Origin of the sequence: Ruegeria arenilitoris, from assembly GCF_013032855.1 — a bacterium.
Lineage (GTDB): Bacteria > Pseudomonadota > Alphaproteobacteria > Rhodobacterales > Rhodobacteraceae > Ruegeria > Ruegeria arenilitoris.
Genome location: NZ_WQDA01000001.1, coordinates 1,166,562 through 1,180,883 on the forward strand (window position 1 = coordinate 1,166,562; position 14,322 = coordinate 1,180,883).

Below are 14,322 nucleotides of genomic sequence, written 5' to 3' on the forward strand. Positions count from 1 at the left end.
AATGTCCCGACCCGTCGTTGGCATCATCGGCAATTCGTATCTGATGAACGACCAGTACCCCACCCATGCCGGGGGGACGATGAATTCGGACGCGGTCGCGAATGTCTCGAACTGTCTGCCGCTGCTGATCCCGGCCGATCCGCGCTATGTCGACGTGACCGAGTTGCTTGAGGTGTGCGACGGGTTCTTGCTGACCGGTGGCCGCCCCAACGTTCACCCCGAGGAATACGGCGAGTCGGCAACTGACGCACATGGCGAATTCGACCGGGCGCGCGATGCGATCACCCTGCCGCTGGTACGGGCCTGCGTGGAACGCGGCCAGCCCTTTCTGGGCATCTGCCGGGGCTTCCAGGAGGTCAACGTGGCCATGGGCGGCACTCTGTACCCGGAAATCCGCGATCTGCCCGGCCGGATGAACCACCGCATGCCGCCCGATGGCACGCTGGAAGAGAAATTCGCCCTGCGCCATGTGGTCAAGCTGACCGAGGGCGGGGTGTTCCACCGCCTGTTCGGTGCCAGTGAGGTGATGACCAATACGCTGCACGGGCAGGGCATCAAGACGGTGGGCAAGGGCGTGGTGATCGACGGCCACGCGCCGGATGGTACGCCTGAGGCGATCTATATCCAGGATGCGCCCGGGTTCACCCTGTCGGTGCAATGGCACCCGGAATGGGATGCCGCGAATGACCCGGTGTCGCGGCCTCTGTTTCAGGCTTTCGGCGACGCGGTGCGGGCTTGGTCGGCAAGTGCAATGCCGACGCCGGTGCGGCAATCGGCCTGACAATCGGCTCTCGGATTTCTTCAAAAGACCGGCGCGGCAATCACCGCGCCGGTCTTTTTTCGTTTCACACCAGCAGGTTGAACTGTTTGTTGAGCGGCAGAGTCCGGGCGCGCTGGCCGGTCAGATCGAACAGCGCGTTGCCCAGCGCCGGCATCGAGGGCGGCGTGCCGGGTTCACCCGCGCCCCCCATGAAGCGGTTGGTTTCCAGCACCTGAACCTCGACCTGCGGCGCGGTGTGCATGCGCAGCGCATCATAGTCGGGGAAGTTGTACTGTTCGACCTCGCCATCGGCAAAGGTGATCTCGCCGTAACAAGCCGCCGACAGGCCATACATCATGCCGCCGAACATCTGCGCCTTGACGTTTTCAGGGTCCAGCGCCAGCCCCATGTCGCAGGCAATCCAAGCCTTGCTGATGCGGATGGTGCCGTCTTCGTCGACCACCTCGATCACCTGCGCGACAGGGGTGCCGAAGCTGTAAGTCAGGGCCACGCCGCGGCCCACACCATCGGGGGTCTTGCCCGTCCAGCCGGACATGTCGCGCACCGCCTCGAGGGACCCGGCCGACGGCGCGTGTTCATCGCGCATCAGCTCCAGCCGGAACTCCAGCGGGTCGCGTCCGGCGGCATGGGCCATCTCGTCGATGAAGGTCTCGTGGAAGAAACCGTTGTGGCTGTTGCCGACCGAGCGCCAGAAACCCACCGGGATCTTCAGGTCGGCGATATGGCCGCTCATGCGATAGTTGGGCACCGCGTAGGGCTGGTTGAAGAACCCTTCGACCAGAACCTTGTCCGGGCCAGCGCCGGGCATTCCGGTATAGCGCTCAACGGCTTGCTGCGTGCAGGACTGCGCGGCGACCGCACCATCGATGAGCACTGCTTTGCCATCCTGAACCGCTCCGCGCATCCGCGCCATCGCACCGGGGCGGTAGTAGTCGTGACGCATATCTTCTTCGCGGCTCCAGGTGGTCTGGACCGGAGTGCCGGGCATCGCCATGGCCACTTTGGTGGCTATGTCGCCGAAATCCAGCTCTCCGCGGCGACCAAACCCGCCGCCCAGATAGGTGGTGTGGATTTGGACGGCTTCGGTGTCCAAACCGGCCGTGTTGGCAACGCGGAACTGGATCAGCGTGGGGGCCTGGTTGCCGCACCACAGTTCCAAGGCGTCGCCGGTGAACAGCGCGGTGGCGTTCATCGGTTCCATCGTGGCGTGGGCCAGGTAGGGGACAGTGTATTCAGCGTCGATCACGGTCGCGCCTTCGGGAACGATGCTGATATCGCCGTCATCGCGCATGGTCGAGTTCGGATCCGCGTCGAAGGCCTTGGCGATCTCGGCAAAGATGGCGTCGGTTTCGGGCGGATAGGGGGCCTCGCCCCAATCGACGTCGATGGCCTCGACCGCCTGGTTGGCAAGCCAGGTGTTGGTGGCGATCACCGCAACACCGTTGCCCAGATCGACAACCTTTTCGACACCCGGCATTGCCTTGGCGGCGCTGTCGTCAAAGCCGTTCATCTGGCCGCCCAGCCTGGGGTTCATCCGGACGCTGGCGAATTTCATGCCGGGCAAGCGCACGTCAACGCCGAACTGGGCGGTGCCGGTGGCCTTTTCCACCATGTCCAAACGCGGCAGGGTCCGGCCCAGATAGCGCCACTCGGACGGGTCGCGCAGCGGAGCTTCGACGGGTTCCATCTGCGACACATCGGCGGCCAGCTCGGTATAGGCGATTTTGCTTCCATCAGGCGCGATGACGTGACCCGAAGCGGTCTTCAACTGAGCCCGATCCACCCCCAGTCGGTCGGCGGCGGCCTGTTTCAGCGTCTCGCGGGCGGAGGCACCAGCCGCGCGCATTCGCTCGAACCCGTCCTTCATCGAGGTCGAGCCGCCGGTGACCTGCAGGCTGAGCGCCTTGCCGATCACGCCCAGGGCCTCGCCCAGATTGTGCTGGAAGTTCGAGACGTCATAGCCCTTGTTGGGCAGGCTCTCGCCGATCAGGGCCGAGTTGTAATAGGCCGCCGCCGCTGGTCCGTGCAGAACGGTGACCTGATCCAGATCCACGTCCAGTTCCTCGGCAATCAGGGCGGCCCAGGTGGTTTTCACGCCCTGGCCCATCTCGGCGCGGGGCGCAAACAGGGTCACGCCGTTCTGGTCGATCAGGATGAAGGGGTTCAGGGCCGCTTCGCCGTCGCCCGGTTTCAGCGGGTTCTTGGCGGGGCGGTTGACGTAATAGACGCCGAAAGCCACGCCACCGACGATGGCGGCTGATCCGATCAGGAAGGTGCGGCGCAGGATTTTTCCGATGCTGGCCATGGATCAGGCCTCCTTCAGCTTGGCGGCGGCGTCGTGGATCGCGGCGCGGATGCGGGGGTAGGTGCCGCAGCGGCACAGGTTGCCCTGCATCGCCTCGTCGATTTCTTCGTCAGAGGGGGCAGGGTTTTCGGCCAGCAGCGCGGCGGCCTGCATGATCTGCCCCGACTGGCAATAGCCGCATTGCGCGACCTGATGGTCGACCCAGGCCTGCTGGATCGTGGCCAAGTTGTCGGGCGTCCCCAACCCTTCGATCGTGGTGACCTCGCCCCAGACATCGGACAGGGCAACCTGGCACGAGCGGACGGCCTCGCCGTCGACCTGCACCGTGCAGGCTCCGCAGGCGGCCACACCGCAGCCGAACTTGGTTCCGGTCAGGCCCACCTCGTCGCGCAGCACCCACAGAAGGGGGACATCGTCGGGCAGATCGACCTGATGTGGCTTTCCGTTGATCGTCAGCGTGGTCGCCATGGCGTACCTCTTTTGGCTGTGGCTGGTTTCTGACATAATTGATGAAAAATGTCAGTGCGTCAATTGACAATTTCGCGCGAAACTGTCAGAGGTCAATTCATGGCGGAAAAACTGGATGATACACGGGCAAAGGCGATCCTGACTTCGGCGTTTCAGGCCTTTTCCGCCTATGGGTTCCGCAAGACCTCGATGGATGACATAGCGCGTGGCGCGGGCATGTCCCGTCCAGCGGTCTATCTGCATTACAAGAACAAAGAGGCCATCGTTCGCAGCCTGACACAGGCGCATTACGCCGAAAAGATCGCAGCGGTGGCGCAGGCGCTGCAGGGCGACGGAACGGTGTCCGAGATCCTGGCGCGGGCGATTGACGCGCAAATCGCCGGGATGGCGGCCATTCTGGCCTCGCCACATGGGCTTGAGATGCTGGATACCAGCAAGTCCACAGCCGCCGACATCGTGGCCGAGGGCGAGGCGGCGCTGGCGGACCTCTACGCCGAATGGCTAAAGCGCGAACTGGCGGCCGGTCGCGTGCGCTTGCCGGACGGTCCGGCCGAGACCGCGCGGACAATCACTGCCGCGCTGAAGGGGATCAAGATGACCGCCTCGAACGCCGAGGAGTTCGAGCAGCGCATCGCCCAGCTGACCGCGCTGATCGGCGCGGGGCTTGAGGTCAGGTAACCCGCTGCCGGATCTTGAATTCTGGTTTGTTCCACAAACGGTTCTGCATGATGTCGGTCAGTATCTCGACGGCGCGCGTCACGTCGCCTTCGTCGATATATAGCGGCGTGAAGCCGAACCGCATAATGTCGGGCGCGCGGAAATCCCCGATCACGCCGCGGGCGATCAGGGCCTGCATCGCCGCGTACCCGTCGGCAAACCGGAACGAAACCTGGCTGCCGCGCAATACAGGGTCGCGGGGGCTGGCCAGTTCCAGATCGGGGCAGGTCGCCTCGACCTGCTGGATGAACTGTTCGGTCAGGGCGATGGACTTGGCGCGCACATCATCCATGTCGGCCATGTCCCAGATATCCATCGCTGCGGCCAGCGCGGTCATCTGGATCACCGGTGGCGTGCCGACGCGCATGCGCTCGATGCCTGCGCCGGGGCGATAGTCCAGGTCGAAGGCAAAGGGGGCCTCGTGCCCTAGCCATCCCGACAGGGCCGGGCGCGCGGTGTCGGACCATTTCGGCGCGACATAGATGAAGGCCGGGGCGCCCGGGCCGCCGTTGAGGTATTTGTAGGTGCACCCCACCGCGAAATCGGCGTTGCACCCGGCAAGGTCCACCGGGATGGCCCCGGCAGAGTGGGCCAGATCCCACACCGTGATGACGCCGCGCGCATGGGCCAAATCGGTCAGCGCCTTCATGTCATGTCTGCGGCCGGTGCGATAGTCGACCTCGGTCAGCATCAGCACGGCGACCTCGTCGGTGATGTGCTCAGCCACGGCCTCGGGGTCCACGACCCGAAGCTCGTACTCCTCGCCCAGCGAGCGCAGCAGCCCGTCAGCCATGTAGAGATCGGAAGGGAAGTTGCCATTGTCCGACAGGACCACCTTGCGCCCCGGGTTCAGCTCCAACGCCGAGGCAACCGCCTGAAAGACCTTGATCGACAGCGTGTCGCCGACCACGACCGTACCGGGCGCGGCGCCGATCAGGCGGCCGATCCGATCGCCCAGGTCGGTCGGCATGCCCATCCACCCGGCCTTGTTCCACCCGGTGATCAGCATCTGGCCCCATTCCTCAGTCAGCATCTTCTGGACCTTTGCGGCCGCCGCCTTGGGCAAAGGGCCCAGCGAGTTGCCGTCCAGATACAGAACTCCTTCCGGCAGGTGGAACATGGCTTTGGTGGCGGCGAAGTCGGTCATGATAAATCCCGGTGTTTTCTTGTGTCCGACCCGGGGTATCGGATCGGTGCCGGGCTGTCCACGCCCGCCTGTTTGTGGCCCGGGTGCACAATATTCGACCGCAAGGCCAAGATGCTTTGCCATCGGGGTCTGAAAGCGGTAGGACTTGGCCCGGAAGCGACATGTGTCGGTGCATGTCGTCGTTCAAAAGGGATGCTCATGCGCCGTATCGACGTACCGCCACTGTGGCTTTTGGGCTTCGCGGTGTTGGCCTGGTTGCAGGGCCGTTATCTGTCGCTCGGCCTGTCGCTGGAAGGCGGGTTGACCGACCTGCTAAGCGGGTTGCTGATTGGTGGGGGTATCCTGCTGGCGGTTCTGGCCATCGTAGAATTCCGCCGTCACCGTACGACGGTCATTCCGCATGAAACACCCACCGCAATGGTGCAGTCGGGCATCTACAAACGCAGCCGCAATCCGATCTATCTGGGCGATGTCCTGATCCTTGCCGGGTTGATCCTGCGCTTCGATGCCGTGTTGTCGCTGGTGTTGGTTCCTGTGTTCGTCTGGGTATTGGAACGGCGGTTCATCCTGCCCGAAGAGGACCGCCTGCGCCGCACCTTCCGTGCGGATTTCGCGCGTTACGAACGCAAAACCCGTCGGTGGATCTGAAATGCGCCGACCCGTGACACAACGTAATGAATGCTGCGCTTGCGAAATAATGTTGCGCAGGATAGATCTTTGCTTAACAAACAATACCGACCACCCGCTCGGTCAGAGTGAAAATTAGGGGGACTTGCCGGTGAAAATAGGCACGCCAAAGGAAATACTGAAAGGCGAGAACCGGGTCGCGATGACTCCGGAGTCAGCCGTGCAGCTGCAGAAATTGGGCTACGAATGCGCCATCGAGAAGGGGGCTGGTGCTGCCGCCGGCTTCTCGGACGAGGCTTACGAGGCCGTCGGCGTTGAAATCGTCAAGACAGCAGCCTCTTTGTGGAAATCGTCGGACATCATCGCCAAGGTGCGCGTGCCCACCGAGACCGAAATGAAACGTCTGACCAAGGGCAAGACGCTGATCTCGTTCTTCAACCCGGCCGGGAACGAAGAAGGGATGGAATTGGCGAAAGCCAAGGGCGCCAATGTCATCGCGATGGAAATGGTGCCCCGCATCAGCCGCGCGCAGAAGATGGACGCTTTGTCATCGATGGCCAACATCGCCGGGTACCGTGCGGTGATTGAGGCGGGCAACAACTTTGGCCGCTTCTTCACCGGCCAGGTGACGGCCGCGGGCAAGGTGCCGCCGGCCAAGGTTCTGATCGTTGGTGCCGGCGTGGCCGGTCTGGCCGCCATCGGGACGTCGACGTCGCTTGGCGCGATCACCTATGCGTTCGATGTGCGCCCCGAGGTCGCTGAACAGGTCGAGTCGATGGGCGCCGAATTCGTCTATCTGGACTTTGAAGAAGAACAGCAGGATGGCTCGGCCACCGGTGGGTATGCTTCGGTTCAGTCCGAGGAGTTCCGAAATGCTCAGCTGGCCAAGTTCCGCGAACTTGCGCCCGAGATGGATATCGTCATCACTACGGCCCTGATCCCCAACCGCCCGGCCCCCAAGCTGTGGCTTGAGGATATGGTCAAGGCGATGAAGCCCGGCTCGGTCATTGTGGACCTTGCTGCCGAGCGTGGAGGCAATGTCGAAGGCACCGTGCCGGATGAAAAGGTCGTGACCGACAATGGCGTGACCATCATCGGCTATACCGACTTCCCCAGCCGGATGGCGGCTCAGTCCTCGTCGCTTTACGCGACCAACATCCGTCACATGATGACTGACCTGACCCCCGACAAGGACGGTCAGATCAATCACAACATGGAAGATGACGTGATCCGTGGCGCGACCGTCACCTACGAAGGTGAGATCACCTTCCCACCGCCACCGCCCAAGGTGCAGGCCATCGCGGCCAAACCCAAAGGCGAGGTCAAGGAACTGACGCCCGAAGAAAAGCGCGCGCAAGAGATCGCTGCCTTCAAGGCGCAGACCAAGCAACAGGTCACCCTGCTGGGCGTGGGCGGTGCGCTGATGCTGCTGGTCGGGCTGGTGGCTCCTGCCAGCTTCATGCAGCATTTCATCGTCTTCGTGCTGGCCGTTTTCGTGGGCTTCCAGGTGATCTGGAACGTCAGCCACAGTCTGCACACACCGTTGATGGCGATCACCAACGCGATTTCCTCGATCATCATCGTGGGCGCGTTGATGCAAATCGGGTCGGGGTCTTTCCTCGTCATTCTGCTGGCGGCGCTGTCGATCTTCATGGCCGGGATCAACATCTTCGGCGGTTTCCTCGTAACCCGGCGCATGCTCGCCATGTTCCAGAAATCTTAAGGAGGCCGGGCACATGGAATTTGGCTTCACCACTGCCGCCTATGTCGTTGCGGCTGTTCTGTTCATCCTTTCGCTCGGCGGCCTGTCGAACCAGGAAAGCGCCAAGCGCGCGGTCTGGTACGGCATCGTTGGAATGGCGCTGGCGGTTTTTGCCACGCTGGTCGGCCCCGGATCGGGCCTGTGGCTGCTGTCGCTGCTGCTGATCATCGGCGGCGGTCTGATCGGTCAATACGTGGCGCAGCGCGTCCAGATGACCGAGATGCCGCAGCTTGTGGCAGCCATGCATTCGCTGGTGGGTCTGGCGGCGGTTTTCGTCGGGTACAACGCCCATTTCGAGATCAAGAATGTCGCCGAAGCCTTTGCGATCGTTGACGCGGCCAAGGATGCCGACCTGTCGGATCTGGGCGCCTTCGCGAAACTGATCGCCAAGAAAACCCCGGCCGAGCTGGCCATTCTGCATGTCGAGCTGTTCCTGGGGATCTTCATCGGTGCGATCACCTTTACCGGTTCGGTCGTGGCCTATGGAAAACTGGCCGGCAAGGTCACCTCGGCGGCCACCAAGCTGCCGGGCGGGCATGCGCTGAACGCGGCGGCGGCTGGCCTCTCGCTGATCTGTCTGATCTGGTACACCGCTTCGGGTGGCTTCTTCCCGCTGTTCCTGATGACCCTCGCGGCGCTGTTCATCGGTTATCACTTGATCATGGGCATCGGCGGTGCCGACATGCCGGTCGTTGTGTCTATGCTGAACAGCTACTCGGGCTGGGCCGCGGCCGCGATTGGTTTCTCGCTGGGCAACGACCTGCTGATCGTCGTCGGTGCGCTGGTCGGCTCGTCGGGTGCGATCCTGTCCTACATCATGTGCAAGGCGATGAACCGTCACTTTGTCAGCGTGATCCTGGGCGGCTTTGGCGGCACTTCGGGGCCCCAGATGGAGGTCGAAGGCGAACAGGTGGCGATCGACGCCGACGGTGTTGCAGCAGCGTTGAACGATGCCGACAGCGTCATCATCATCCCCGGCTACGGAATGGCAGTGGCGCAGGCGCAGCAATCGGTCAGCGAACTGGTCCGCAAGCTGCGCGCCAAGGGCAAGAATGTGCGCTTTGCCATCCACCCCGTCGCGGGCCGTCTTCCGGGCCACATGAACGTGCTGCTGGCGGAGGCCAAGGTGCCCTACGACATCGTGCTGGAAATGGACGAGATCAACGACGACTTCCCGGAAACGGATGTCGCGATCGTCATTGGCTCGAACGACATCGTGAACCCTGCGGCGCAGGAAGACCCGAACAGCCCCATTGCCGGGATGCCGGTTCTGGAATGCTGGAAGGCCAAGCAGGTGATCGTCTCGAAACGCGGGCAGGGCACCGGGTATTCGGGCATCGAAAACCCGCTGTTCTACAAGGAAAACACACGTATGTTCTATGGCGACGCCAAGCAGTCGCTGGACAAGCTGCTGCCAATGATCGACTGATCTGTGGCTCATATCCTTGGGAAGGGCGCCCATCGCGGGCGCCTTTTTTCGTTTCAGGGTATGATGCCGTACCAACCCCAATCGGCAGGAGGTGTTCCATGCAGAAGGTAAACGGCATCGGCGGCGTGTTCTTCCGCGCCCGAGATCCAAAGGCTCTTTCGCAATGGTACGAGACCCATCTGGGCGTCAATCACTATGACCCGGTCCCGTGGAAGCAGCGCGAAGGCTACACCGTGTTTGCCCCTTTCGCTGCGGATACGGACTATTTCGGTGATGCCGCGCAACAATGGATGATCAACTTTCGCGTCGACGATCTGGCGGCCATGGTCGACCAGCTTCGTGCGGCTGGAATCGAGGTGGAGACCCGTGACGAATGGAACAGCGAGATCGGAAAATTCGCCCGCTTGCACGACCCCGAGGGCAATCCCATCGAGCTCTGGCAGCCAAATCAATGAGATAGCCGGCTTGTATACCGCGGTATCCATGTAAGTATATGAAATAAAAAGATAATTGATGAAATCCTCCGGTGTCGTATAGTGCCCGCAACACAAGGAGCCGTTCATGACGCCAATCGAGGATCATCCGCTGCGCTATGCGTTGGCCAATGAATTGCACGCGCGGCCGTTCCCCGTGGCGCAGGCGCCGTGCACGGTTGTCTTCCTTGCGATCAAAAACCCGGTCGCCGCGGTGGCCCGCGACCGAGCCGAAGATATGGCCCACCTGATCAACCTGTTGGACCGCCACGGGGCACAGCATCCGCAGCCCGATGCCACCCACTATGCCGGCCAGATCGGGCGGCATTGGTTGAAGTGGGAGCACCACACGGAATTCGTGACCTATACGGCCATCACTCAGAATGTCAGCGAGCGAGCCTTCAACCCCGCCGATTTCGAGGTTTTCCCCCCCGACTGGCTGATGACCAGTCCGGGCCAGCGCGTGACCTCGATCATGCTGCGTGTGGTGTCGCGCCCGGATGACGGGGCCACGCAAGCCGCGCTGGCGGATTGGTTCGAGCCGGAAAGCCTGGCGGTGTCGCGGGTGCTGGACGACTCGGCGATCTGCGCCAGCGATTTTCGCATCGACCCGGCAGGCCACATGCGGTTTGCCCTGTTCGTGTCCGAGGGCACCGGGCGCAGGCGCACCGGCCGGATCATCCAGCGCTTGTGCGAGATCGAGACCTACAAGGCGATGTCCATGTTGGGCTTTGCCCGGGTCAAGGCCCTGATGCCCCAGATCGGCGAGTTGGACCGGCAACTGACCCAGTTGATGGGCGAGATGACCAAGGACACGACCCATCCCGACGATCTGCTGCCGCAATTGCTGGCCACCTCGACCGAGCTCGAGACGCTGTCGGCGCGTTCGGCCTTTCGCTTTGCCGCGACGGGGGCCTATGAGGCCATCGTGCACCAGCGGATCGAGGCGCTGCGCGAGGATCGCTTCCACGGGCGTCAGACATTCGCCGATTTCATGATGCGCCGCTATGACCCGGCCATGCGCACGGTCAAGGCAACCGAACGGCGGCTGCAGGCGCTTTCGGACCGGGCCATCCGGGCCGGCGACCTGCTGCGGACGCGCGTCGATGTCGAGCGCAGCGCGCAGAACCAAGCCTTGTTGGAGAGCATGGACCGCCGGGCGGATCTGGCGCTGCGATTGCAGCACACGGTCGAAGGTCTGTCGGTGGTCGCTATCAGCTACTATGCCGTGTCGCTGGTCAGTTACCTGCTGTACCCGTTGACCAATGCGGGGATCAGCAAGGGGATGCTGACCGCGGGCGTGACGCTGCCTGTAGTGGCGCTTGTCTGGCTGGCCGTGCGCCGCATTCGCCGCAAGCTGGAATAGCGCGGCTTGCCAACCAGCGCGCGGCCTGTATTGCTGCGAGGCAGATATTTCGCGGGCGGGGCAGGTTTCATGATCGGATTGGTTTCAGCCTGGCGGGCCGTGGCCGCCATGTTCATCCTGAATGGCGCCCTGTTCGGGATCTGGGCCTCGCGCATTCCGGCCGTCCGTGACCGTCTGGGGCTGAGCCACGAGGAGCTGGGCTATGGCCTGCTGTTCATGGCGGCCGGGGCAGTGTGTTCCTTTCCAGTCACCGGACGCCTGACCGACAAGTTCGGCGCGGTGACCGTGACGCGGGTGATCGCTGTCCTGTACACGGCCTCACTGATCCTTCTTGCGGCCGCCGACAGCTTCGCCATGCTGGCCGCGTTCCTGTTCATCTTCGGGGCCTTCCACGGCTCGATGGATGTGGCCATGAACGCCTGGGCCGCCGAGGTCGAACAGGCCTATGCCAAACCGGTGATGTCCTCGTTCCATGCAATGTGGAGCCTCGGCGCCGGGTTGGGGGCGCTCAGTGGCTATGGCGCGGTTCAGATGCAACTTGCCGTGCTGCCACATTTCCTGCTGGCCGGCGGGGCAACCGTCGCGCTGGCGCTTGCCCTGTCCTGGGTCCGATGGACGTCGCGGCGGGTGCAGTCCGACGGCAACGCGATCTTTGCCTTGCCCAGCGGCGTTCTGGTTCTGGTCGGGCTGACCGCGATGTGCGGCGCGTTGGGTGAGGGCGCGGTGGCCGATTGGAGCGCCATCTTTCTGCGGGATGTCACCGGTGTGGCTGAAAGCGTTGCGGCCTTGGGCTATGCCGTTTTTTCGGTGTCCATGGTTGCCGTGCGGCTGCTAGGCGGCCTCGTGATCGCTTGGTTCGGCCCGGTGCCGGTGGCCCGGGTCAGCGGAGCCTGCGCGGCCGTGGGCGTATTCCTGGTGGTATCGGCCGGCGGCGCGGTCGGGGCGCTGGCTGGATTCGCGATGATGGGCGTGGGCTATGCGGTGATCATGCCGCTGGCCTTCAGCCGGGCCGCGAGCGATCGGCATGTCCCGCCGGGGCAGGCCATCGCCAGTGTGGCCACTTTGGGATACGGAGGTTTGCTGATCGGTCCGCCGCTGATCGGGCTTCTGGCAGGTATTCTTTCACTGCGGCTGGCTTTTGCCGTCCTGCTGCCGCTGGCGGTGGTGATCGTGGTGTTGGCCGGCGCGCTCAGGCGCGCCGACTAACTTTGGTTCAGCGTCCGCGGATCCGCGGATCGAGCGCGTCGCGCAGGCCGTCGCCCAGATAGTTCACGCTGAGAACGGTCAGCGAGATCGCCAGTCCGGGCCAGAACACACGCTCGGGGTACTGCTGCAGATAGTCGACGCCATCGAACAGCAGCCGGCCCCAGGTGGGGAAGTCAGGCGGGAATCCCAGCCCCAGGAAGGACAGCGCGCTTTCGGTGATGATCGCCGTGGCGATGCCCAGCGTCGCCGACACCATGATCGGCGACAGCACGTTGGGCAGGATGTGCCGGGTGATGATCTGCGTGTTGCTGGTGCCGATCGAGCGGGCGGCCAGAACGAACTCGCGTTCCTTGATCGCCAGCACGTCGCCGCGCACGATCCGCGCCGTAGGCATCCACGAGGTGATGCCGATGGCGCAGACGATCAGGATGAAGATCCCACGCTCGAGCCCGAACGCAGCGGATAGAGGTTCGCGGAACAGCAGCATCATCACCAGCAGCAGCGGCAGCAGCGGCAGGGCCAGGAACAGGTCGGTCAGGCGCATCAGCGGCCCGTCCAGCCGTTTGAAGAACCCGGCAACCACGCCGATGAACGACCCCAGGAACAGCGCCAGCAGCATCGCGGTGATGCCGACCGATACCGAGGTCTGCCCCCCAGACATCATTCGCGCCATGATGTCCCGGCCCAGCTGATCGGTGCCGAACGGATGGGCCCAGCTGGGCCCCTGGTTGCGGGCACGGATGTCGATCTGGGTCGGGTCGATGGTCCACAGGAACGGGCCAAGGTAGACGGCCGCGACAATGAAGATGAACAGCATCGCGCCGATCATGGCGCCCTTGTGGGTCTTGAACTGGTCCCACACGTCGCGCCACTGGCTGCGGGGCGGGGTGGTCAGTTCTTCCATTACATCGGCAGTCGGCAAGGCCGTCGAGGCCGGCGCAAGGCCCTCATCAGGGACCAGCGTGTCTGATTGATTGTGATCAGTCATAGCGGATCCTCGGGTCCAGAATGCCGTAAAGAACGTCCGCGATCAGGTTGAACAGGACGATCAGCACGGCAAAGATGAAGGTCAGCGTCTGCACCATCGGCAAGTCATTGGCCTGAATGGCGCCGATCAGCAGCTGGCCGATGCCGTTCACCTTGAACACCTGCTCGGTGATGATCGCGCCACCAAAGATCGCCGGAATACCCAGAGCGATCACGGTAACCACCGGGATCATCGAGTTGCGCAGGACATGTACCATGACGACGGTGTATTCGCTCAGGCCCTTGGCGCGGGCGGTACGGACGTAATCCTGGTTGAGGTTGTCCAGCATCGAGGCGCGCATGAACCGGCTGAGCTGCGCGGTGATCTGCAGCGCCAGCACCATCACGGGCATGATCATCTGTTTCAGCTGAATGACGAAGCTGTCCCAGTCATTGACCACATGCGTCGTGTCATAGATCGACGGGAACCAGCCCAACTGGACCGAGAAGATTACGATCACCAGCACCCCCGAGAAGAACGGCGGAACCGAGAAGCCGACCATCGACACGAAGGTGCCCATCTGGTCGAACCAGGAATACTGGCGATAGGCCGAATAGATGCCAATGGGCAGGGCGATCAGGATGGCGACCACATAGGCGGTGCCTACAACCCACAGGGTCTGCGGGATACGCTGAACGACGATGTCCATGACGGGCGAGCGGGTCTGCCACGAAATCACACGCAGGTCACCTTCGGAAAAGGTGGTGCCAAAGATGTGGTCGACCAAAACCTGCGGTTCGATCCAGAAGAACTGCACGATCCATTTCCAGAACCGGACATGCATAGGCTGGCCGAGGCCAAGCGCCTCGCGCATCTTCTCTTTGACTTCAGGCGGAACGGTAAGCGGAACCTGTGCCATCGGGTCGCCGGGGGCGAGCTCGAGCAACAGGAAGATGACGAGACTGATGAACAACAGCGTCGGAACGGCCAGGATCAGTCGTCGAATGGTGAAGTTGAGCATTAAGAGGCGCCTTTATATGCGTCTTCTTGTTGGTGGAACTTGCGAAAGACCGC

Annotated in this window: 13 protein-coding genes; 8 read left to right on the plus strand and 5 right to left on the minus strand. The window is 62.9% G+C overall.

Going from position 1 to position 14,322, the window contains the following annotated elements:
- Position 1: 1 nt before the first annotated feature.
- Positions 2–781, plus strand: coding sequence for a gamma-glutamyl-gamma-aminobutyrate hydrolase family protein (locus GOW72_RS05670; RefSeq protein WP_170340336.1), 780 nt, complete (start codon positions 2–4; stop codon positions 779–781).
- 64 nt (positions 782–845) lie between these two features.
- Here GOW72_RS05670 and GOW72_RS05675 read toward each other — a convergent pair whose 3' ends face one another.
- Both GOW72_RS05675 and GOW72_RS05680 read right to left on the minus strand, forming a co-directional pair.
- Positions 846–3,086: a xanthine dehydrogenase family protein molybdopterin-binding subunit gene (locus GOW72_RS05675; protein ID WP_170365820.1), complete on the minus strand. Its 2,241-nt coding sequence runs from the start codon at positions 3,084–3,086 to the stop codon at positions 846–848.
- 3 nt (positions 3,087–3,089) lie between these two features.
- Entirely contained in the window at positions 3,090–3,554 is a 465-nt protein-coding gene (locus GOW72_RS05680) for a (2Fe-2S)-binding protein (RefSeq protein WP_170365822.1), read from the minus strand.
- Between the two features lie 99 nt (positions 3,555–3,653).
- On the opposite strand from GOW72_RS05680, the gene GOW72_RS05685 reads away from it, so the two are divergent.
- Complete coding sequence (locus tag GOW72_RS05685) at positions 3,654–4,232, plus strand: TetR/AcrR family transcriptional regulator (protein WP_170365824.1); 579 nt, start codon at positions 3,654–3,656, stop codon at positions 4,230–4,232.
- Here the strand turns inward: GOW72_RS05685 and kynU are convergent.
- Entirely contained in the window at positions 4,225–5,418 is a 1,194-nt protein-coding gene (gene kynU, locus GOW72_RS05690) for a kynureninase (protein ID WP_170365826.1), read from the minus strand. The genes GOW72_RS05685 and kynU overlap by 8 nt on opposite strands.
- Positions 5,419–5,616: 198 nt before the next feature.
- Here kynU and GOW72_RS05695 point away from each other — a divergent pair, with 198 nt between their 5' ends.
- From GOW72_RS05695 to GOW72_RS05720, 6 genes are all read left to right on the plus strand, one after another.
- A complete protein-coding gene (locus GOW72_RS05695; protein WP_093964875.1) occupies positions 5,617–6,066 on the plus strand; it encodes a methyltransferase family protein in 450 nt (149 codons plus the stop codon).
- A gap of 130 nt (positions 6,067–6,196) precedes the next feature.
- Positions 6,197–7,768 (plus strand): Re/Si-specific NAD(P)(+) transhydrogenase subunit alpha, encoded by a 1,572-nt coding sequence (locus GOW72_RS05700; RefSeq protein ID WP_170365829.1) that lies wholly within the window; start codon positions 6,197–6,199, stop codon positions 7,766–7,768.
- A gap of 13 nt (positions 7,769–7,781) precedes the next feature.
- Positions 7,782–9,236 carry an NAD(P)(+) transhydrogenase (Re/Si-specific) subunit beta gene (locus GOW72_RS05705; RefSeq protein ID WP_170365831.1) on the plus strand — a complete coding sequence of 485 codons (1,455 nt, stop codon included), beginning with the start codon at positions 7,782–7,784 and terminating at the stop codon, positions 9,234–9,236.
- A gap of 98 nt (positions 9,237–9,334) precedes the next feature.
- Positions 9,335–9,691, plus strand: coding sequence for a VOC family protein (locus GOW72_RS05710; protein WP_149776878.1), 357 nt, complete (start codon positions 9,335–9,337; stop codon positions 9,689–9,691).
- Between the two features lie 106 nt (positions 9,692–9,797).
- On the plus strand, positions 9,798–11,075 hold the full coding sequence (locus tag GOW72_RS05715) for a DUF3422 family protein (RefSeq protein WP_170365833.1): 1,278 nt from the start codon (positions 9,798–9,800) through the stop codon (positions 11,073–11,075).
- 69 nt (positions 11,076–11,144) lie between these two features.
- Positions 11,145–12,281 carry an MFS transporter gene (locus GOW72_RS05720; protein WP_170365835.1) on the plus strand — a complete coding sequence of 379 codons (1,137 nt, stop codon included), beginning with the start codon at positions 11,145–11,147 and terminating at the stop codon, positions 12,279–12,281.
- A 7-nt stretch (positions 12,282–12,288) separates the two neighbouring features.
- Here the strand turns inward: GOW72_RS05720 and GOW72_RS05725 are convergent, their stop codons facing one another.
- Both GOW72_RS05725 and GOW72_RS05730 read right to left on the minus strand, forming a co-directional pair.
- Positions 12,289–13,269, minus strand: coding sequence for an ABC transporter permease (locus GOW72_RS05725; protein ID WP_093964881.1), 981 nt, complete (start codon positions 13,267–13,269; stop codon positions 12,289–12,291).
- Entirely contained in the window at positions 13,262–14,269 is a 1,008-nt protein-coding gene (locus tag GOW72_RS05730; protein ID WP_170340961.1) for an ABC transporter permease, read from the minus strand. The genes GOW72_RS05725 and GOW72_RS05730 overlap by 8 nt, the downstream gene beginning before the upstream one ends.
- Positions 14,270–14,322 lie beyond the last annotated feature (53 nt).